The organism is Porphyromonas sp. C0026D3, assembly GCF_056590775.1.
The window spans coordinates 18,134-36,201 of sequence record NZ_JBWPWU010000006.1; the positions used below are offsets into that span (position 1 = coordinate 18,134).

General features: G+C 55.0%; 24 protein-coding genes and 1 tRNA gene. 1 reads left to right on the forward strand and 24 read right to left on the reverse strand.

The annotated features are described in order from the left end of the window. Positions 1-3 precede the first annotated feature (3 nt). The 10 genes from AC1EK1_RS05850 to AC1EK1_RS05895 form a co-directional block, all read right to left on the reverse strand. Positions 4-684 carry a hypothetical protein gene (locus tag AC1EK1_RS05850; RefSeq protein WP_480306255.1) on the reverse strand — a complete coding sequence of 227 codons (681 nt, stop codon included), beginning with the start codon at positions 682-684 and terminating at the stop codon, positions 4-6. 201 nt (positions 685-885) lie between these two features. Then, complete coding sequence (locus tag AC1EK1_RS05855; RefSeq protein WP_480306253.1) at positions 886-2,070, reverse strand: phage portal protein; 1,185 nt, start codon at positions 2,068-2,070, stop codon at positions 886-888. A 20-nt stretch (positions 2,071-2,090) separates the two neighbouring features. Beyond that, positions 2,091-3,368, reverse strand: a complete 1,278-nt coding sequence (locus AC1EK1_RS05860) for a PBSX family phage terminase large subunit (RefSeq protein ID WP_480306252.1) — start codon at positions 3,366-3,368, stop codon at positions 2,091-2,093. 15 nt (positions 3,369-3,383) lie between these two features. Beyond that, positions 3,384-3,914, reverse strand: coding sequence for a hypothetical protein (locus tag AC1EK1_RS05865; RefSeq protein WP_480306250.1), 531 nt, complete (start codon positions 3,912-3,914; stop codon positions 3,384-3,386). A 27-nt stretch (positions 3,915-3,941) separates the two neighbouring features. Then, on the reverse strand, positions 3,942-4,685 hold the full coding sequence (locus AC1EK1_RS05870) for a ParB N-terminal domain-containing protein (RefSeq protein ID WP_480306249.1): 744 nt from the start codon (positions 4,683-4,685) through the stop codon (positions 3,942-3,944). Continuing rightward, positions 4,669-5,346 (reverse strand): phosphoadenosine phosphosulfate reductase domain-containing protein, encoded by a 678-nt coding sequence (locus tag AC1EK1_RS05875; RefSeq protein ID WP_480306247.1) that lies wholly within the window; start codon positions 5,344-5,346, stop codon positions 4,669-4,671. The genes AC1EK1_RS05870 and AC1EK1_RS05875 overlap by 17 nt, the downstream gene beginning before the upstream one ends. Positions 5,347-5,569: 223 nt before the next feature. Next, on the reverse strand, positions 5,570-5,968 hold the full coding sequence (locus AC1EK1_RS05880; RefSeq protein WP_480306245.1) for an ASCH domain-containing protein: 399 nt from the start codon (positions 5,966-5,968) through the stop codon (positions 5,570-5,572). Between the two features lie 19 nt (positions 5,969-5,987). Next, positions 5,988-6,059, reverse strand: a tRNA-Val gene (locus AC1EK1_RS05885). A gap of 106 nt (positions 6,060-6,165) precedes the next feature. Then, on the reverse strand, positions 6,166-6,495 hold the full coding sequence (locus tag AC1EK1_RS05890; protein ID WP_480306244.1) for an SH3 beta-barrel fold-containing protein: 330 nt from the start codon (positions 6,493-6,495) through the stop codon (positions 6,166-6,168). A gap of 53 nt (positions 6,496-6,548) precedes the next feature. Then, positions 6,549-6,899 carry a hypothetical protein gene (locus tag AC1EK1_RS05895; RefSeq protein WP_480306243.1) on the reverse strand — a complete coding sequence of 117 codons (351 nt, stop codon included), beginning with the start codon at positions 6,897-6,899 and terminating at the stop codon, positions 6,549-6,551. 202 nt (positions 6,900-7,101) lie between these two features. On the opposite strand from AC1EK1_RS05895, the gene AC1EK1_RS05900 reads away from it, so the two are divergent. Then, positions 7,102-7,425 (forward strand): helix-turn-helix domain-containing protein, encoded by a 324-nt coding sequence (locus AC1EK1_RS05900; protein ID WP_480306242.1) that lies wholly within the window; start codon positions 7,102-7,104, stop codon positions 7,423-7,425. A 164-nt stretch (positions 7,426-7,589) separates the two neighbouring features. On the opposite strand, the gene AC1EK1_RS05905 is transcribed toward AC1EK1_RS05900, so the two are convergent. The 14 genes from AC1EK1_RS05905 to AC1EK1_RS05970 form a co-directional block, all read right to left on the reverse strand. Next, positions 7,590-8,273, reverse strand: coding sequence for a HigA family addiction module antitoxin (locus AC1EK1_RS05905; RefSeq protein WP_480306240.1), 684 nt, complete (start codon positions 8,271-8,273; stop codon positions 7,590-7,592). Continuing rightward, entirely contained in the window at positions 8,257-8,574 is a 318-nt protein-coding gene (locus AC1EK1_RS05910) for a hypothetical protein (protein WP_480306238.1), read from the reverse strand. Before AC1EK1_RS05910 ends, AC1EK1_RS05905 begins: the two co-directional genes overlap by 17 nt. Before the next feature lie 63 nt (positions 8,575-8,637). Beyond that, on the reverse strand, positions 8,638-8,820 hold the full coding sequence (locus tag AC1EK1_RS05915) for a hypothetical protein (protein WP_480306237.1): 183 nt from the start codon (positions 8,818-8,820) through the stop codon (positions 8,638-8,640). After that, positions 8,817-9,221 carry a hypothetical protein gene (locus AC1EK1_RS05920; protein WP_480306235.1) on the reverse strand — a complete coding sequence of 135 codons (405 nt, stop codon included), beginning with the start codon at positions 9,219-9,221 and terminating at the stop codon, positions 8,817-8,819. Before AC1EK1_RS05920 ends, AC1EK1_RS05915 begins: the two co-directional genes overlap by 4 nt. Next, entirely contained in the window at positions 9,218-10,621 is a 1,404-nt protein-coding gene (locus AC1EK1_RS05925) for an SNF2-related protein (protein WP_480306234.1), read from the reverse strand. Before AC1EK1_RS05925 ends, AC1EK1_RS05920 begins: the two co-directional genes overlap by 4 nt. Continuing rightward, positions 10,602-11,243, reverse strand: coding sequence for a DUF4406 domain-containing protein (locus AC1EK1_RS05930; RefSeq protein ID WP_480309162.1), 642 nt, complete (start codon positions 11,241-11,243; stop codon positions 10,602-10,604). The genes AC1EK1_RS05925 and AC1EK1_RS05930 overlap by 20 nt, the downstream gene beginning before the upstream one ends. Before the next feature lie 355 nt (positions 11,244-11,598). After that, positions 11,599-14,100, reverse strand: coding sequence for a virulence-associated E family protein (locus tag AC1EK1_RS05935; protein WP_480306232.1), 2,502 nt, complete (start codon positions 14,098-14,100; stop codon positions 11,599-11,601). Positions 14,101-14,201: 101 nt separating this feature from the next. After that, entirely contained in the window at positions 14,202-14,486 is a 285-nt protein-coding gene (locus tag AC1EK1_RS05940; protein WP_480306231.1) for a hypothetical protein, read from the reverse strand. 26 nt (positions 14,487-14,512) lie between these two features. Continuing rightward, complete coding sequence (locus AC1EK1_RS05945) at positions 14,513-15,037, reverse strand: hypothetical protein (protein WP_480306230.1); 525 nt, start codon at positions 15,035-15,037, stop codon at positions 14,513-14,515. Further along, complete coding sequence (locus tag AC1EK1_RS05950) at positions 15,024-15,785, reverse strand: hypothetical protein (protein WP_480306229.1); 762 nt, start codon at positions 15,783-15,785, stop codon at positions 15,024-15,026. Before AC1EK1_RS05950 ends, AC1EK1_RS05945 begins: the two co-directional genes overlap by 14 nt. A 24-nt stretch (positions 15,786-15,809) precedes the next feature. Continuing rightward, the gene (locus AC1EK1_RS05955; protein WP_480306228.1) at positions 15,810-16,103 is read right to left on the reverse strand and encodes a DUF4406 domain-containing protein; all 294 of its coding nucleotides are present in this window, start codon (positions 16,101-16,103) and stop codon (positions 15,810-15,812) included. 64 nt (positions 16,104-16,167) lie between these two features. Continuing rightward, a complete protein-coding gene (locus AC1EK1_RS05960; protein WP_480306227.1) occupies positions 16,168-16,563 on the reverse strand; it encodes a DUF3127 domain-containing protein in 396 nt (131 codons plus the stop codon). Between the two features lie 30 nt (positions 16,564-16,593). Then, positions 16,594-16,992, reverse strand: coding sequence for a hypothetical protein (locus AC1EK1_RS05965; RefSeq protein WP_480306226.1), 399 nt, complete (start codon positions 16,990-16,992; stop codon positions 16,594-16,596). After that, positions 16,989-17,912 (reverse strand): YqaJ viral recombinase family nuclease, encoded by a 924-nt coding sequence (locus tag AC1EK1_RS05970; RefSeq protein WP_480306225.1) that lies wholly within the window; start codon positions 17,910-17,912, stop codon positions 16,989-16,991. Before AC1EK1_RS05970 ends, AC1EK1_RS05965 begins: the two co-directional genes overlap by 4 nt. Positions 17,913-18,068: the final 156 nt, after the last annotated feature.

The window sequence follows — 18,068 nt, forward strand, 5'->3', positions numbered from 1 at the left end:
TGATTATTTACTCGAGAGAGCATCGGTACCTTGCTGTATCAGTTTGGCGAGTGGGTCGGAGACATTGTCGCCAGCCGGGTCACCTTTATCTGGAGGGGTTACTCCATCAAACCGCTTCCCCGCTAGCTCCTTTTCCACTGCCTGCCAGCCGTTGTGGACTTTGGCAGCGTAGGTATCCACGTCAAAGTCCTCCCCGAATGTGCGTCCGCTGATAATAGGAGTGTAGTAGGCTTCCGGCACCTTCTGCTCTTTTAGGGTCGCTGTTAATTGCTCCAGCTTGGATTTCTGCGTATTGGCTTGCGTCATCTCGGTCACCTGCTTAGCTAGGTTCGCAAGGAGTGCTCGCAGCTCCTGCATCTCCCCGGTTGGCTCCTTTGTTTTTTTGTCTATGTCACCATTCGGGGTCGTTAGCTCTGCCTCGGGCTGCTTTTGTCTCTGCTCTGCTTCTACTTGCTCCGTCAGTGCCTTTAGTCGCTTCTCTGCCTCGGAGCGTGCGTTTCGCTCACGATCGAGCGACCCTTGCACACCTTTGAGCAGACCTTCGCATTCTGCCACCGCTGTATCAATCTGTGACTCCTCTTTGACGTTGTGTGAGAGAATCTCTGCCACCCCGTCCATTACGTCATCGCCTAACCCAGTATTGGAGTACTTCTGTTTTAGGGCTGATTTGATTTTTTCTTTCATTTTCAAAAATGATGCAACTAGTTGTGATACTACTGCCACAAAGATAGGAGGGGAGGGGGAAAAACGGAGTACTCGTGCCCTGCTGTGATGGAAACTCGGGTGCGAAGTTTCCAAATCCGTCCTTCCCGGGGCAAATGAAAAACCCCTGCCGACGCGCTGTCGACAGGGGTTCGGGGTTCGGGTAGACACGTGGGTCCGCCCCTACTCGATGGTGTAGGGGACGAGGCGGGGTGCGATGCGCATGTGCTCGGCGGCCTTGAGGTCGGGGTGGAGGGTGCCGAGGGCGTGGAGGAGGAAGTTGAGCCGTCGCTGCAGGTACTCGCCGACCACCTCCTCGTGGCTCTCTACGGCGAGGCGTATGCCGGAGAAGACGTACTTGAAGGCTTCGCCACTGGTGGCACCGGTGCCGGAGATCTCCTTGGGGGAGAGGCGGGGGGTGTTCATGATCTGGTAGGCGGTCTCCTCGAGCTTCTCTACCTCGGTGGTGACCATCTGGGGACTTTGGTTCCAGGTGAGCATCTTGATGTCGCCTCCGTTCTGTAGCTTGATGGTCTTGTGGCGTCCGGTGGGGTTGGTGTTGACGACCTCTATGTCTCCTGAGATGATCTGCTTGGGGGCGTAGTGGTAGTCGTTGCAGTCGGCGGAGTTGCTCCACACTTTCTCGATGCGGTCGCGTATGGTGCTGATCTTGTGGCAGAGTGGCTCGGGGCGATCCATGTAGATGAGGGGGAGCTTTTGGAAGCCGTGTGCGAAGCTCTTGTCCGCCACGGGGACCCACTCGCCTCGATCCAGGCGGAAGCCCTGCACGTCGGTGGGGGTGATGTAGCTCGCCCACTCGACTTCTCTACCCTGAGGGTCGCGGGTGGTGTAGAAGCGGTAGAAGCCGATGAGCTTGCCGGTGGAGTCTTTCTCGGGGATGAGCTTGTCGCCTCGGAAGGGACTCCAGAGCTCTACTCTCAGCTCCTTGGTGGCGGGGTCGACCCACCAGTACTCGGCGACCATGCACTCGGCGAACCAGGAGGTGACCGCTCGGCGGTTGTGGTACTTGAGCTTGGTGTCATGACCTACCTCGGTGAGGAGCTGTAGCATCCGGCTTTCGGCGGGTGTGGCGGGTGTGCAGTCGAGGAGTGGCTCACGTCCGACGGTGAAGGTGGTGTGCTTTTGTACGATGTCCTGCTCCATGGGGTAGGCGATACGGTTGACCTCCATGTCCTTGAGTACGGCGGGGATGAGCTTGCCATCCTCCCAGTGCTCGTCTCGTACCATCACCTTGTCACGTGGGCGGATGCTCTCGTCAAAGATGTCGTGCTTCTGCCACTCCCACTGACGGCGGTAGTCGTCGTATCGCTTTGAGTCATAGCTGCTGTATGCTTTTTTGATGTCCATTGGTCTCTATTTTTATGTGATTATATGCCGGTCCAGCACTGTCGCTCCTCTTTCCTCTGGCCGAAGAGTTGCCCCCAGACGTAGTAGCGGGTGGCGTCGATGGCGTGGTTGTCTCGGTCGATGGGCTTATTGGTGGGCTCGCCGAAGGGGTCTAGCTCCCAGCTGTATTTCTCCAGCTCGTAGCGGAGGTTCTTACTGGATCGGGTTACCTTGATGTGGAGGTCTTGCATCTTTTGCAGCCCTGCGAGGATGCTGCCTGCCCCTTTCTTGACGGGGAAGATGTTGATGCCCTTGCCCTCTGCCCGGCTCCCCTTGTAGATCTCGGCGATCTCTCGGGGCTCTGCACTGTCGGCAAAGACGGAGAGGTCGTCGTGCTCGGTGGCCCGCTGCAGTGCGTCAATGAGGTCTTGGTACCCCATGGCTCGCTTGTAGAATAGCTCGTGGAGGTAGAGGTCGTCGCCGTGGACACCGCAGAGGACGGCTGCGGAGGGGTCGTTGGTGTACCCGAAGTCCAACCCGATGGCTCTCTGGCGGAGGAAGTGGGGCAACTCGTCGATGACTTCATAGCTGGGGAAGATGAGCCCTCGCTTTTGGTTGCTCCACTGCCCTGCCACGATGTGTGCGTACTTCTCGGGGTTGCTCTCGCGGAGCTCTTCGACGGTGGTGACGAACTCGGGGGCGAGGTTGCGGATGTTGTCTCGGTAGGTGGTGTGTATGTGCAGTACCTGCGGGTGGGTGCTGATCTGCACGGGTACGCCTAGGTAGTCGACGATGCGGTGGGTGTCTTTGAGGTACTTTTGGTAGACGAAGTGGGAGGTGTCGGAGGGGTTCATCACGATGATGACGGTGTTTTTCACCCCTTTTTGGCGGAGGGAGAGGACGAGCTTCTCGTACTCGTCGGGGCTGACCCACTCCTCTGCCTCATCGACCACAAAGGTGGAGAGCCCTTGGATACTCTTGAGCTTGGCGGTCTGGTTGCCGCTGGAGGCTTTGATCCCCATGAAGATGATCTCGGACCGGGTGCGGAGGTTCTGGATGCGGTCCTGCTTGATATTGAAGTACTCGGCGGTGCCGTCGCCTTGGATCTTCTCTAGTACCTCTGGGATGATGGACTTGTCGGCACTGGTCATGGTGTAGCGACTGAAGAGGATCTTCTGCCCTTGCTCAAAGGTGAGCCGCTCGATGTAGCGGGAGACTTCGTAGCTCTTGCCGCTGCCACGGCCGCCCGTGATGAGGACGATGAACTTGTCGTCGTTGAGGTAAAGGGGCTTGTATACGCTGTGGATGGGTGTGGACATGGAGTGGAAGGGTGGCTAGGCGTCGGTATCGCCTTCATCTCCCGTTTGCTGTGGTGCCTCGGTATTGAGGGATAGCCACTTTTGGATAGGGATGCTGCCCTCCTTGAGGTTGATATTGACCTCCTGGGGGTTGTCGCCGAACCCTCGGTGCATGCCGTATATTTTCATTAGGCGGAGGAGGACGGCTTCGCTGGGTCGCTCTATCCACCCTCGAATCTGCTTGGTCTTGGGGTCGACGTCGGGGATACCTAGGGCGAGGAGCTCTGCGGTAGCCTCTAGCTTGTCCATCACGATTTCGCGGGGTGCGTTGAGGGCTTCGCGGAACCCTTTCTCCTCGTCGCGCCACTTGTAGACGGTGTCTGGAGAGACGTCGAATACTTCGGCTATCTTGCTGATGCGCCCTGATGTGATGCGTGCTGCCAGCTCGAAATCCTCTAGGGTAGGGGGTATGATACGCCCCCGTGAGTGGCGTCCCTTTTGCTTGCTCTCCTCGGATATCCTCTCTAGCACCTCCGGCTTTATGGTGGCTCTCCTCTCCTCTTGCACGGCTCTACTGGCTTTAATCTACTGGCTTTAATCTACTCGCTCAACTTGGTCGCTGAAGACTTCGCCCTTGATGATGTTGAGGTAGGGGTCGTAACCAAATCGGTGACAGAAGGCACTCTTGGCTTGGAAGGTGTCAAAGGAGAGCATGACGTAGGCGTTCATGTCCTTGGCTTTCTCCTCTGCCTCTGCCCTCACTTGCTGCTTGACTGCTTTCATGTGGGCTACTCGCTCGGCTTCGCTTTTCCGATCCTCTGCTCGCACCTCTTGCACGGGAGCGATCATGTCGGAGAGTGCGTCGGCGGTGGCGGCCTCTGTCTCGGTCTGTAGGAGGTAGTCGCACCCGATGAGGTTGAGGTCTATCTCGGAGAAGCCGACGTCACGGTAGTCGATACTCGGAATGAGCTCTCGGAGGGCGTCGTAGTCCCAGTCACCACCGACGTTGGGGTTGTTGAGGGTGATGTTGAGCTCCTTTTCTTTCTTCTCGTCTACGTCGATGAGCTCCACTCGGAGGGAGTAGTCGTTTTCGTGCGTCTCGGGGTTGTACTTCTGGAGCTCATCGAGGACGGATACCTTTTGGTGTCCGCCCACGATGGTGTAGCCTGTCCGCTTGTTCACGACGATACCTCCGACCACGCCGTAGAGGCGGATGGACTTCTTGAGGGCTTTCCTCCCCTCCGTTGTGATGGTGCGGGGGTTGTAGGTTGCCGGCTTGATTTGTGACCGCTGTATCTCTACGGAGCTACCGGTGAAGTACTTATTCTTGTCGCTCATGGTCGTATTCAAATAGGATCCGCTCACTCATCGGGAATGCTTGTAGGACCTTTTGGAGGTCCTGGGGTGCGTTGTCACGCATCCAGAGGAAGCACTCGAGATTGAACCCCACGCCACCGCTTGCGTTGTGTGAGTAGCGTACGGGCTGAGGGAGCTTCTTTTGTCTCATGTAGGCGAGTATATCCCGCTGTGTCCAGTCGGCCAGCGGGTAGACCAGCCCTTGATTTTCGTAGCCGTTGGATTGATAGCCGTTGAGCATGAGGCAACGGTTCATGCCGTCAGCCTTCTTCATGCCTATGAATGCGTAGTGTAGCCCCGTGCGTACCTGCATCGCCTCTACCACGTCACGGAGCTTCAGGAGCTTCACCTTGGGGTTGGGAACGCAGTAGGTCCCCGAGCGGAGTATGTAGGTGAGGTTCCAGTGTGGCACCTGCACCATCTCTATGCGTGGGTATCTCGCTCGGCACCACTTGATGTACCTCTCGATGTGGTCCAGCCCCTCTACAAAGTACATGAAGACGCAGACGATACGCTTAAACTTTGGGTAGATGAGGTCGAGCAGCACGAGGCTATCCTTGCCCATGCTATTAAAGAGCATCACCTCATCTGTTTTTGCACAGATGAGGTCGATGCTCCTATTGGCTTGGGCTATCTTTCCCATGGCTTAGCCTGCGCTCAGCCCAAAGGACACTCTGAGGTCACGATACCTCTGGTCTCGGGTGATGAACCTGCCACTATGCCCTAGCTTGCCACCGCTGCTCAGTGATGCAGCCCGTCTGCCACCTCGGTAACCCGATGTGCTGTTGGTGGTACTTCTACTTCTTGTTCTTGTTCTTTTCTGTCCGACTCGTCGTAATTCTTCAAAGGGGGGTTATAAAAAAATACTAGTAGTTGCTTCGCTCGATAATCTTGCCCAGCGTGTAGTCTATTTCGGCTTGTACGAACGTTTCGCCTTCGTAGTCATAGGTGACCTCATCACCATTCTCATCCACGATGTACACGACCTCTGCGTCCCTGACCTCCACGATGATGTAGGGGCGTTTGCCTGAGTAGGCACCTGTGAGAAACTTGATGGCATCGTACTTGATGGGCACCACGTCGCATAGGACGTCGTCCGGTATCTCTGAGTACTTATTGCCTGCATAGGTCTTGCCGTCATCACCCTCGTAGGTGATGTACCGCTGTGCGCTTTTCGGATGGATCTCGCGGTACTCGTGCGTCTTGGTACCTGCCACGATCTCGTCGAAATACTTTTGCTTGAGGTTGAGTGTTAGTACTTTCATACTCTTTTTTGTTTATTAGTTGCGGGGGCCGGACTCGAACCGGCGATCTCCACCAAGTCAAAGTGGCAAGCTACCCCTGCTCCACCCCGCTCTCGTGTCACAAATGTAACACAACACCTGCGGGCGGGGCGGTAAATTGATCTGCATATATGGAAACTCAGGTGCGAAGTTTCCAAATAACGAACTAAATGTACAAATTATATTGAGTCAGAGGTGACTGCTAGGTTGATCAGCTTGAAAGACCTGTACCCCTGTCTCTCTGTGTCCCAGTAGGTCTGTAGGTGCTCGTAGGGCTTGCGGTCGCCACCCTTCACCTCGCCGATCAGGTCACTTCTCAGGGTGCCAAAGGCCTGCCTCAGGGTACCGTCGGACTTTGTGAACCAAAACTCTACCACGCCCTGCTGCATTTCTTTGCGTAGCTTGAACCACGCCCACGCCCTCTTTAGTGCGTCGCTGAAAGTGGTGCCATAGGTCCTGAAAAGGTACCACGCCTTCTTCATAATCTCTCGTAATGTAGTGCGTTTCATATCCCATTTGTTTGATTAGTGGGGCGGTATCATCTACCGCCCCGTGTTATCTATTAATACCAACTAGTTTCTAAAACTGACCTGCCGTCCCACTTGCGGGCTTTTGCGTAATCAGAAATAGATATGTAGCCATATTTGTTTATTCTCTTAGTCATGTAGCCCTTCTTCTCGATATCGCCATTCTTATCGAATACGCAATACTCATCTATCTCATCTGTAGGTACTACATATCTGCTCAGGCTTGAGTCTACTACATCTGTCTTGCTCTTTACAGGCACTATCTTGAGGGTCTTAGCTGTAACCCCTACGACTTTATAAAAGTCTACGTTTGTCTGCTCATAGCCCCATGTACTGTATAGGTAGTCACCTACTTTGTACCCTTCGCTGCTTGCTGTCTGCTTCATCTCGTTTGTTGCTCGTGTTTAAGAGTTGGCTCATCTCTGTAGTGTTATTGTCTTATCTTTATATGACAAAGGTACACATAATAATGTACCCATGCAATAAAAAGTACACTCGATACATACTTTAACTTAGTTTAAGTACTCAATATTTTGTACCTTTATGTGTGTGTGGTACTTTTGCAGTAAACACAGACAATAAGGAGCTATGAGGATAAAAGAAGTACTCAAGGAAAAGGGTTTTACCTACAAGATGCTGGCTGATGAGATGGACGTAACTGAGCAGGCCATTAAGAATATGCTTAATTCTCCATCTATCACAACAAACACAGTTGAGAGGATCGCCAAGGCAGTTAATGTAAATGAGTGGGAGCTATTCGCCTCGCGCGATGAGGTGCTGGGCGAGGAGATGACGGCACTCATCTACCACAAGGGAGCGCACTACAGAGCCACGACGCTGGAGGAGCTGCGGAAGGTGGTCCGAGTGATCGAAGCAACGGAGCCGGCACGAGCCGAAAAGCAGACGGAGTGACGCAAAAAAAAGTATCCGATACTTTATCCAAAAAGTATCGGATATTTCATCTCGAAAGTATCGGATATTTTACAAATGAAATATAGGCTACTTTTTTCAGGCACAAAAAAAAGCCCCGACTCCACTGTGATGGAACCGGGGCGATGGTTTGGTGCTTGGAGAGGCTACCAGAGCGTTACTCTGCTAAGGGAGTTCCCTATACTCCTAAGTCCTTGGAGGATCTTTTCTTTCGCCATTCGGTCGGGGGCTTTTGTGCCGTTTTTGTAGGCGGAGAGCTGGCGTGGATTGAGGCCGCTGGCACTTGCCAGTGCCTTGAGAGATACGGGGAGCTCCCGTAGAAGTGCAGAGGTGGATAGAGACCACTCTATGAAGTAGGGTCGCTCCTCTGTCCTGTCGATTGATCCCAGCTTTGCCTCCAAAGCTTTCTTGGCATCATCCGGAGTGGCTCCCTCGGCGATCAGCTCTTTTTCGCAGTAGTGGGTGCGGGCTACGTACTTGTCTGCCGCCGTCCACTCCACCCGTGCCGAGATGCGCTGTGGTGCCACTCCGTCCTGCAATGCTTTTTGGCACTCTTCACTCAGTCCCTCGACCCGCCGCTTGGTAATCTCATAATTCGCCTGCAAGTCCATCCACATTCTTGCCTTGATCCCCAGGGCTTCCTCCAGCCTACAGCTAAAGTCCACCGTGAAGCTCCTCCTACCTGTGATGTAGTCGGACATGTTTTGTGGTGAAATGCCTACCCGACCTGCAAGCTCCTTGCTTGTGATCCCGCGTTCCTGTAGCTCCTCTTTTAGGATTTCTCCCGGATGTACCGGGTGAAAGGAGACAAATTCATTTCTTGTTGCCATAGTGTGTGTCATCTAATTCAATTATCACGACCTCCACTCCGCCCTCCATCTCTCTAAACAACAACCTCTCCACCCGCCGTGGGAGGATACGTATAGAGCTGAGATCGTAGTGCTTGAGCTTCTCATAGTGCAAAAAGCTATACTCCACCAACTCGGAAGTCCCTGCAACAGCCTGAAAGACTCCGATGGCTCTTTGCAAGGCTTGTGTAAATCGCTTGTCTTGGGCGTACTTTCTGTACTTCTTGGACTTACCTGTGGCGACATACTGCTCTAGCTCTTCTTCCTCAAAGAATACTTTCATTACGGTGTGACAGTGATTTGTATTTTCACTACAAAAGTACTCATTATTTGGGTATTTTGCAAGTTACTTCTTTCGAAACATCGGGCAGGCGGGGCGGGAGGTGAGGATGTAGTGCTTGCCTCCTTTGGCATGAGGACACTTGCACATCAGGAGCTTCTTGCCGTCGAGGCTCGGGGAGCAGTGGTCGAATGCCCGGGCGCACGCTCCACAGGTGTGGGCTGTCTTTTTCGTCTGTCTGCGGCTCATCTTGTGCTCTGCTCAGTGGTTACTTGCTCCAGTACACGGGCACTCACCCGGTCCACAAACGCCCTGAAGTCGGGGAGCACCTGGTACCTCACCCGTACATCGCCCGTCAGCTTGCTGATATAGGTGAGTCGGGTGCGTAGGGCCATCGAGAGCCGACGACTCACGCCGCTGACGACCCGACGATCCGAGAAAAGGCTCAGTGGGGAGTAGAGGCGGAGCACGACGCACACCGCTACATCTCGGTAGTCATGCTCCCCCGCAAGTCCATCGAGGCGGATGATCCGGCAGATGGACGGGATCAGGGTCGGGTCTGTCAGGAGCGGTGAGGATAGTGTCTCGAGTGCGTGGCGGCTCTCTTCGTTCCGTCGCTTTAGTTCTCTGTACTCGGTCAGGCTCATCATCCTACCAGTGGCGACAGTCTCATTTCGGCAGTCACTTCTGCCTTGATGGCGTCCATCAGGGCGTTTTGTGTCCTCTCCTTGCTCTGGAGGGCACCCACCACTTGCTCGTCTAGGGTATCGGAGCAGACGAGGTGGTAGATGGTCACCCGCTCCCGCTGCCCCTGGCGGGCGAGGCGGGCGTTCATCTGCTGGTAGTACTCCAGGCTCCAGGTGAGGGTGTACCAGATGATGGTATGCCCGCCGCTCTGGAGGTTGAGCCCGTGACCCATGCTCTGGGGGTGGCCGAGGAGGATGGGCACTTCGCCACGGCTCCATGCGTCGAAGACACCCGGCTCGTCGATGGTGCGGGCCTTGGGAAAGGTCTTGCGCAGTCGCTCTAGCTCGTGGCGAAACTCGTAGACGATGATGACGGGGGTGTGGATCTCCTCCATCATCTCGCGCAGCCGCTCAAGCTTGGCGGTGTTGGTCAGCCTGTAGGCGGTGCCGTCATCGGTGTAGAGGGCACCACCGGTCCACTGACGGAGCTTGCCGGAGAGGACTGCGGCATTGGCGGCGGTGATGAGCTCCGTGCCATTGTCCATCGCCAGCTCCAGTACCTGCTCGCGCTTGAAGCTGCGGTACTCTCCCATCTCGCCGCCGTCGAGACTTACCGGGATGCTGACGTACCGCACGGGTGGGAGGGTGAGGTAGTCCTCGCTCTTCATGCTGATGCAGAGGTCGCCGATGGCGGTGTAGATGGCTTGCTCTGCCCCTGGACGGAGCCCCCACTTGTAGACGATGTGCCCGTTGCCCCAGAGGGGGTAGAAGTACTGCTGCCTGAAGTGCGTGATGTACTGCCCGAGTCGTCCCCCACCGTCGAGCAGGTAGACCTGGCTCCAGAGGTCCTCGAGGGAGTTGGGCGCAGGGGTGCCGGTGAGCCCCACGAGACGGAGGTGTGGGTGTTTCTTTAGGAAAAACTTCATCGCCTTGAACCGCTTCGTGCCGGAGCTCTTGAAGGCAGAGTACTCGTCGATGACGATCATGTCGAAGGGACACTGCCCTTCTGCACAAAGGTCAAGGAGCCACACGAGGTTGTCGATATTGATGACGTAGAGGTCGGCCGGGGCGCGGAGGGCTGCCTCGCGCTGCTTTTTGCTCCCCAGTACCTTGCTGAAGCGGAGGGTGCGGAGGTGGTCCCACTTCTCTGCCTCGCTGTCCCAGGTGTGGAGGGCTACCCGCTTGGGGGCGACGATGAGCGTCTTTTTTACCTGCTCTGAGTCCATGAGCCGCCTGATCGCCGTGAGCGCACTGGCGGTTTTGCCCAATCCCATCTCGAGAAACACGCCACAACGGGGGGTGCTGAGGATATGCTGCACTGCTTTCTTTTGATAGCTGTGGAGGTTACTTTCGGTTAGTCTCATGGGCGTGAGCTTGGAGCTCGTCAAATCCCATGAGTATGCGGAGACCTATTCGCTCTGCGAAAATCTTTTCTATCCGGCACCCTGCGGAGCACCTCCACCCCGGGAGCATTAGCACGGCGTCGCAGGTGCTGAGTACCTCGAGGTCGCGGAGCATGTGAGCTTCCCAAGGTGTGTTGATGGGCAGGCCGTTGTCAAGCGGCGAAACGGGGAGGAAGTCGGAAATGGCTCTAATTTGCTTTTCTGCGACCTTAAAGTCCAAAGCAACCTCTAGGTAGCCCCGACCGCTGATCGGTGCGGAGAGGTATATTTTGAGCTGTTTGCGGGGCTGTTTGCGGGGCTGCTTGGCGTAGGCCAGCACTTCCTCCAGGCTCTCTTCACTGTCCACCACAAAGACGGGGGAGCCGATAGCCTCCAGCTCTGCACGGCGTACCTCTTGGAGCTTGCGGAGCTTCTCGCCCGGAGACTTCACCTCGACCCAGAAAGTGCGCCCATCCGGAGTGAGACAGAGCCGGTCCGGGTAGCCGACCTTGAATGGGTTGGTGTACTTCTCGCACCACACACCGAGGGCGTGGAGCCCGTCTGTTAGTTTCTTTTCCAGATACTTTTCGTTTATCATATCCATTTGTTGGTTTGTAAAAAATGTCTTTTTCGTTCTGTACTCGACGGTTTGTTTTTTTAGGGTGGCTTGGATGGCTCAGAGAATTGCCAACTCCTACAAAGCCCCTATTCTACATACCCACTTACTACCACTTACTATGTAAAACACCTATTTTATGTTTTTCTACTATTTTCTGATCCATCTGAGCCATTATAGTGTAGTTAGTAGTTATATAAGGGGTAGTAGGGGTGGATTAGACAGGAAATTCTCTGAGCCATTCTGATCCATCTGATCCACTTTTGATCCTCCAAGTGGATCAGAGAAGTTGCAAAGTGGATCAGAGTGGACCAGAGAAATCGGAGTCTGATCCACCTCTTTTTTACAATCTTTTGAATACCTTTTGTCTTCCATACCCACCTGTGAGACTTTTTCTATCTCCCGCCATCTCCCAGCCGTCCAGCTTCTTGAGCAGGTCGTTGGCGATGCGGCTCTGGCGGTTGCCCTTGCCGTTGTCCATCATAAAGAACTCATTGACCACCTCCACCGCCGAGATCTCGTCACGCTTCTTGGTGCCAATACTGGCTATCCCGAGGGCGGGGTCACGGTAGTAGGGGCGACCGCTCTTAGTCGCTGCAAAGTAGGCTCGTCGCTCCTCCATCCCAAAGGTGTGCCAGTCGATAGGCAGCAGCAGATCGAGAAACGCCTCCAGGGCGCCGATTTGGTCATTATCAGAGTCAAACTCCTTCTGCAGCTTCGTGAGCTCCCGAGCCTCCTTGCGGTCGAGATAAAGCGGGGTCTTCCCCTCCCTGTATAGACGATACGCCTCTGCCCATATCTGTGCGACATCGTGGTCCGTGAGGTCAAAGACACTCCTCTCGGGCGTACCACACTTCAGGATCCAAAAGCGTCGGTTGCCCGAGCTGTCGCGAAGGAATTCATCGTCGTTCGTCGTAGCAAAAAAGACGCACGTCCGCTTCACCGCTACCTTCTCACGGGCATAGGCGGGGCGAAACTCATCACTCTGCTTGGAGACGAAGCTCTTGATCGTATTCATATCCGCCTTATAGAAGCCCTCCAGCTCAGGTATCTCCACAATCCAAGACCCCACGACCGCCTCCTGCATCTTATTCGACTTCGTGTCCAGCGTGAAGGAGTCCATGAAGTACTTACCGCCCCCTGCCAACCTTCGGAGGATAGAGCTTTTGCCAATCCCCTGGTCGCCAACGATGACGATAATCTGGTCAAACTTTACCCCCGGGTCAAACGCACGGGCCACACACGCCACCAGCGAGCGGCGTGATATCTTACGATTGAGCGGAGTGTCTGCCACCCCGAGATATTTCATAAAGAGAGTATCCACACGGGGCACACCGTCCCACTTCTCACGGAGGATAAACTTGCGTACACCATTCTCTCTGAAAACATCCTCCCTAACTACTGCATCTAACATCATCTGTAAATCATTTTTGTTTTTAATTTTGTACATCTTCTCTATATAGAGAGCCACCTGAGCCGTATCGGCATCCGTCCAGAGGTCGCCCTCCTCACGCTCCCACTCTGGTGGTCGCACGATCACCTTGTCTCGCTTAAACTCATCGTAAACGACCCGCCCCTTGATCAGTTTTGGGTCATTCTTGAGGATAGTATAGAAGTTGTGGAGACTCTGCACCGTTGCCCCCTTCTCTGTCACCTCCAGCTCCTCCAGCCAGCTGTCATCAACGGCTTCCTCCGCCTCATCCGAGACGGACTCCGGCGGCTCCCCCTCTTGGGCTTCCTCCGCCTCATTGTAGACGGGCTCCAGCGGCTCCCCCTTTTGGGCTTCTGCCAGCTGATACTTGAGGTAATCCTGGCGCACCTCAGGGATACCGAGGGCATACTTCTGCATCGCCTGGTACGACGGCCTGCGGTCGATCCGTGTCGTCGGTGCCACCTCCTTATCCAGGTGCCCAAAAAGAGCCAACCGGGTCAAGTCCCATGAGTTGAGGAGCTGACCGGCGAGCGGGTCAGTGGCATGGTAGGAGTAAAAGAAGTCGCCACCGTCATAGACCGCCACGCCGCCAAACGAAGAGCCACCGGCGTAGGTAAACCGATTCAGCCCCGCAGGGACATAGAGCCCCGACAGTACCTCATTCAGCACGTGGTAGACATCAAAGGTGCGACACCAGGAGCCGATAATATTCTTCTTCTCCCTAGGGCACTCCTGTCTGGCACCACTCGCCACTTTTCGCTGCCTTGCACCACTCACAGCGGTCACACCGGGCTTGTCCCGAGTGGGCCACTCGTCGGTGTTGGTCCAGTCCTTGTAGGTTGCCAGTATGGCATCCACATCGAGAGGGTGCCCATCCTGAGCGTGGTAGATCGTCGGAGCGTCGCTAGGGGCGGATGCCCAGTACATCAGGCGCACCGGCTCGCACGAGGTCATGTCCACCTGCTCCACTCCCAGCCCCCCTGCCATACGGTGCGCCAGTGCAGAGTACTCCTGAGGTGTACAGGCTCTTGAGAGGGGCACTATCACACGGTAGCGGGGCTTGTCCACGGTGTGCGAGTGTGTCGAGTGGACGATCATCGCATAGTGTGGGTTGGGCTTCTCGGGCGGTGTGGTGGCATTGTCCACATCGAGGGTGAGGAGGGTACGGTTGAGGAGGTTGTCATTGCGTCGGTTGCCATCCTCCTTGAGTGTCCCGCCGACGAATCCGCCCACGTCCTTGATCTCTCCCCGCATCTCTTTGGTCATCTGCGTGTACTGCTCGAGTGTCTCTCGAGTACGCTGTGGCACGCATCTCTCCTTCAGCTCCTTCCAGCTTACGGAGGTATTGTGCCAGTTGGTATCCCTTCGTGAGCTCGCCACGGCGATCCTTATCTTTACTTCATCATTTATCACTTTGCTTCATAGTCCTTGTCTCATTAGCACCTCGTCCCACAATGGGTATTTATTATTCAGAGCATACCGTTCATTCGCACACTCCTCCACCGCCTTTCTCATTATTCCACCAGCGTATCGATCTGCTCTAGGAGTATGTCCACTAATGTATTGTCACCCTCCTTTTGCGCTTGGCGCATACGCCTGTAGAGCTTTGTCATCTTCGTCACATCCTCGACGACCGTCGTTTCCTCCATTTCCCACAAGAGACGCTCTATCTTGGAGAGTTTGTTGAAGACCTTACCCGTGGCTTTGTCTACATCACTCATCCAATCCTCAATCATAGAGACACTCTCTCCGATCTCATCTGTCAGCTTTGCTATCTCTTGTCGTTTGTCCTTTTTCATAGCTCTCTTCTGTGTTTGGTTGTTGATTACTTGCCCCCTACTTTCTCCACTTCGTCCAGCCTGCACTCAAACGCCCCCGCTTCGCTTCCCTCAAAGTCCAGAGACAAACACGCTTGGTCTAGTTGCCAGCTCAAATTCCAAAAGATACCCGTCACGACAAACTCAAAGCCAGTGCGCTTATCGCTCACCTTGTCGCCGATCCGTAGGTCGGTGACCTTTAGCTCTTGCTGTTTGTCCTTTTTCATCTTTTTCCCTTTCTCTAAAATTCCAATTTGTCTAGAGGTCATTTGAGCTATGTCGTTCCCTATCGTCACAACCACGTTTAACACCCCATCTCTATATTTTTCAACGCTTTTAACTATCCCCTTTATTCCATACTTGAGTATAACCACCGTATCGCCTACCTCTACCTCCTCTTTCTCTCTCCCCTCCCACTCCTCATAGATTGTGGTCTTTAAGTACGAATGGCTTAACTTATCATAGAATGAGACCTCACGCTCCACGTACCAATACGACGCACCTGTCTCTTTTAGTTGCTTACTCTCTTTCATCTTCCAAAATCTCCTCTACATATTTCACAATTCGCTCGTACTCCTGCCCACTCCTTTCGCTATCGGAGTAGGCTTTCTTGACCAGCTCCTCGCCCGAGCCGTGAAAGCAACCGACCCGCCACCTGTTGTTGCTCCGTGTCCAGGTGAAGTACCGGCCACTGCTCCACCAGTTTTTAAAAACGATATAGTCCTTGTCGCTTTCGACTTTGGCATCCCCACTCACTCGAGCTGTCCCATAAATCATTGCGTCCCCGTATGCTTCCGCTTCCCCGAACACTTCGGCATAGCCGTACACCAGTGTATTGCCGTGCACCCGCGCATTGCCGTACACTCTCGCATGGCCGAACACATCCCCTTTCCCGAACACTTCCGCATTGCCGTACACCTCCGCATAGTCACACACTTTCGCATAGCCGAACACTCTCGCCTCGCCGAACACCTCCGCATTGCCGTACACTTCCGCATTGCCGTACACTTTCGCCTCGCCGTACACTTTCGCATAGCCGAACACTTTCGCATCGCCGTACACCTCCGCATTGCCGTACACTTCCGCATTGCCGTACACTTTCGCCTCGCCGAACACCCAGCAGTCGCCGTCCTGCGACAAGTTCGCTTCGCTCTCGACATAGCCCCCCTTTTCCCCTTTGTTGACTAATCTAAAGGCTCTCAGGGCTTCGATACGGTACAGCGTCCGCCCGTCCACCTCTATTGTTTCATTCTCTAGTAGCTTGTATTTCTTCTCTTCCATGGTTGTAGTTTGTCTTGTTTTGTCTTATAGATAGATTATTGGCATTCCCAGCTCACGGGCCACCCGCCTCTCTAGGCAGGCACCTCGGCTACGAGCCCAGCCCGGTAGCAGGGCTATCCTATCGCAGTCCAGTAGCAACCGCAGGTCTGCTCGCATATGCTCCTCCCACGTATGGGCGTCGGTCAGTCCATCTGCCAAAGGATTCACCACCTCCCAGCCTAGCAACTCCAACTTCTCCTCGGCTCGCTCAAAGTCCTCACACACATCCTCGGGCAGGCGACCACTGATCGATCCACTGACATATATTCGCTTCTTCATGGCATAGATATTCCTAGGGCTTGCTCGGGCGGACACGTGGGTCCGCCCGTACATCATGAGCCATTCAAAAGGGCAGCTCATTGCCCCGGTTGTCGTAGTGGGCGGTGCCGCCTGTCGGCTGTGCCTGCTGTGGTGCCATGGGAGCCTGCTGTGGCAGTGGAGCTTGGTAGTCGCTTCCTCCGGCGGGGGTGGGGGTGATGGCGAGGGCATTGATATTGGTGTACCACTTGCCCTGATACTCACGGCTCTCGATGGAGATCTGCACCTGTACCGACTGACCTACCTGCAGGGGTACGATACGGGTGTTGAATAGATCGAAGGCGATGTGCCTCGGGTACTGCTCCTGTGTCTGCAGTACCGCGGTCTGCTTGCGCCACTCTTTGCCGCTTGACTTGCCTACGCCACTCTCCATGGGGAGTACGTGTGTGATGATACCTGTGATTACGAGTTGATTATTCATACTTTTTGTTGGTTGGTTATTAGTTATTGGTTATTGAAAAATGATACGATCCAGTCTGTAGGTGATGCCCGGCCCCGTGCGCCCTACGTGCCTGAGCGGAGTGAGGGTGAGGGTGCAGGTCGCGCCATCTCTGGGCGTGCCCACCACCTGCGGTGGCTCCCGCATGCTCTCGCTGCGCTTGGCGGTAAAGTAGTAGCAGCCCTTGTAGAGTGTGTGCTCCTTGAGGAGGTCGCCGTCCTTGAGGAGGTCGCCTGCGTCACACTTGGGCGCATGGCTCCGGATGTGCTCATCGAGGTCGTAGAGGGTGCCGGCATCCTGCTTGGGGATGAGTACGTCGAGGCGGTAGTACGCCTTGCTCTCGCCGGGGTAGCGCACCGGGTCGACTACGTGTACATAGTTGGCTATGGCGGTTATCTCCAGTCGCTTCACTTGAGGAGGAACCTCCTCATTCCGGGCTTCTCGGTGGTGTACTGCTTTGCCAGCTCGGGGTGGTCCCGCTCAAACGCCTGTCGGTCGAACGCACTCACGCCCCCTGTGCCCCGCCAGGTAGCCAGCAGCTCACCGTGAAAGACCAGCTCTGTAGCGTCGCTCATGGCGAGCTTGATCTCCTCCTCGAGCTCTTTTTTGCCCGTCTCGAGCTGTGCGATTTGGTCCCTTAGCATCTTGAGGCGTTGGCACGCTTGGTAGGTGCTCATCTCTGCCACCACCTCCTTGCCCTTGGTGCCGATGCCGTACTTCGCAAGGATGTCCTCGCTATGGATGGGCTTGGGCTCTTTTCGTCCTCTGACGTTTTCACACCAAAAGCACTCCGCAGACTCCCTGAGGAAGTCGTAGAACTCGGGTACCAGCTTGATGTGCCGGTAGCCAAAATTGCGCCCCGCCGTGAGCCATGCCAGCGTACCCTCGTGGATACCCGTCACGCCCATATTCATCTGCAGTTGGCAGAACCACCACTCGGGGAGGTTGTCGGGGTCTACCGTCATCTGTGTGGTCTTGATCTCCACCACTTCCCGAGTGCCGTCCGCCCTCGTGGCGAAGCGGTCGGGCGACACCCTCAGGTGCGGTGCCTCGCTGTCGTACACGATGAAGTCGCCCACACTCTCGGGGTCAATCACCGCCCCCGTCTCGTCGGCGTAGAGGGTGGCGACCGTGTCCTCCATCAGGTGCCCCAGCTTCATCGGCAGGGTTTCATCTTTTGCAGGGTCCAACCCCAGCTTTCTTCGCCAAAGGGAGTAGGGCGTTTCGTAGGGGTTGAGCCCCACAATCGTAGCGATGTCGCTTGCCCCGATACCTGCCGTTCGGCTCTCGAGCCAGTCCTCTCGGCTCGTGAATTTCTTAGTTACAATCATCTCTAAACTGCTCTGTGTAGGGGCGGACCCATGTGTCCGCCCGAACAGGGAGCCAAAATAATCGGCGTATCAAACGATTCTGTTTGGTACGTAAAACATTTCCGTTTGATACGTGAAATAGAAATGCTTCATACACCGATTATTTCAGCCCGTTAT

What these genes read in the sequence shown, in the direction of transcription:
- AC1EK1_RS05850 (WP_480306255.1), bottom strand. Translation starts at nt 684, where the DNA reads ATGAAAGAAAAAATCAAATCAGCCCTAAAACAGAAGTACTCCAATACT.
- AC1EK1_RS05855 (WP_480306253.1), bottom strand. Translation starts at nt 2,070, where the DNA reads ATGGACATCAAAAAAGCATACAGCAGCTATGACTCAAAGCGATACGAC.
- AC1EK1_RS05860 (WP_480306252.1), bottom strand. Translation starts at nt 3,368, where the DNA reads ATGTCCACACCCATCCACAGCGTATACAAGCCCCTTTACCTCAACGAC.
- AC1EK1_RS05870 (WP_480306249.1), bottom strand. Translation starts at nt 4,685, where the DNA reads ATGAGCGACAAGAATAAGTACTTCACCGGTAGCTCCGTAGAGATACAG.
- AC1EK1_RS05875 (WP_480306247.1), bottom strand. Translation starts at nt 5,346, where the DNA reads ATGGGAAAGATAGCCCAAGCCAATAGGAGCATCGACCTCATCTGTGCA.
- AC1EK1_RS05880 (WP_480306245.1), bottom strand. Translation starts at nt 5,968, where the DNA reads ATGAAAGTACTAACACTCAACCTCAAGCAAAAGTATTTCGACGAGATC.
- AC1EK1_RS05890 (WP_480306244.1), bottom strand. Translation starts at nt 6,495, where the DNA reads ATGAAACGCACTACATTACGAGAGATTATGAAGAAGGCGTGGTACCTT.
- AC1EK1_RS05895 (WP_480306243.1), bottom strand. Translation starts at nt 6,899, where the DNA reads ATGAAGCAGACAGCAAGCAGCGAAGGGTACAAAGTAGGTGACTACCTA.
- AC1EK1_RS05900 (WP_480306242.1), top strand. Translation starts at nt 7,102, where the DNA reads ATGAGGATAAAAGAAGTACTCAAGGAAAAGGGTTTTACCTACAAGATG.
- AC1EK1_RS05905 (WP_480306240.1), bottom strand. Translation starts at nt 8,273, where the DNA reads ATGGCAACAAGAAATGAATTTGTCTCCTTTCACCCGGTACATCCGGGA.
- AC1EK1_RS05910 (WP_480306238.1), bottom strand. Translation starts at nt 8,574, where the DNA reads ATGAAAGTATTCTTTGAGGAAGAAGAGCTAGAGCAGTATGTCGCCACA.
- AC1EK1_RS05915 (WP_480306237.1), bottom strand. Translation starts at nt 8,820, where the DNA reads ATGAGCCGCAGACAGACGAAAAAGACAGCCCACACCTGTGGAGCGTGC.
- AC1EK1_RS05920 (WP_480306235.1), bottom strand. Translation starts at nt 9,221, where the DNA reads ATGATGAGCCTGACCGAGTACAGAGAACTAAAGCGACGGAACGAAGAG.
- AC1EK1_RS05925 (WP_480306234.1), bottom strand. Translation starts at nt 10,621, where the DNA reads ATGAGACTAACCGAAAGTAACCTCCACAGCTATCAAAAGAAAGCAGTG.
- AC1EK1_RS05930 (WP_480309162.1), bottom strand. Translation starts at nt 11,243, where the DNA reads ATGGATATGATAAACGAAAAGTATCTGGAAAAGAAACTAACAGACGGG.
- AC1EK1_RS05940 (WP_480306231.1), bottom strand. Translation starts at nt 14,486, where the DNA reads ATGAAAAAGGACAAACGACAAGAGATAGCAAAGCTGACAGATGAGATC.
- AC1EK1_RS05945 (WP_480306230.1), bottom strand. Translation starts at nt 15,037, where the DNA reads ATGAAAGAGAGTAAGCAACTAAAAGAGACAGGTGCGTCGTATTGGTAC.
- AC1EK1_RS05950 (WP_480306229.1), bottom strand. Translation starts at nt 15,785, where the DNA reads ATGGAAGAGAAGAAATACAAGCTACTAGAGAATGAAACAATAGAGGTG.
- AC1EK1_RS05955 (WP_480306228.1), bottom strand. Translation starts at nt 16,103, where the DNA reads ATGAAGAAGCGAATATATGTCAGTGGATCGATCAGTGGTCGCCTGCCC.
- AC1EK1_RS05960 (WP_480306227.1), bottom strand. Translation starts at nt 16,563, where the DNA reads ATGAATAATCAACTCGTAATCACAGGTATCATCACACACGTACTCCCC.
- AC1EK1_RS05970 (WP_480306225.1), bottom strand. Translation starts at nt 17,912, where the DNA reads ATGATTGTAACTAAGAAATTCACGAGCCGAGAGGACTGGCTCGAGAGC.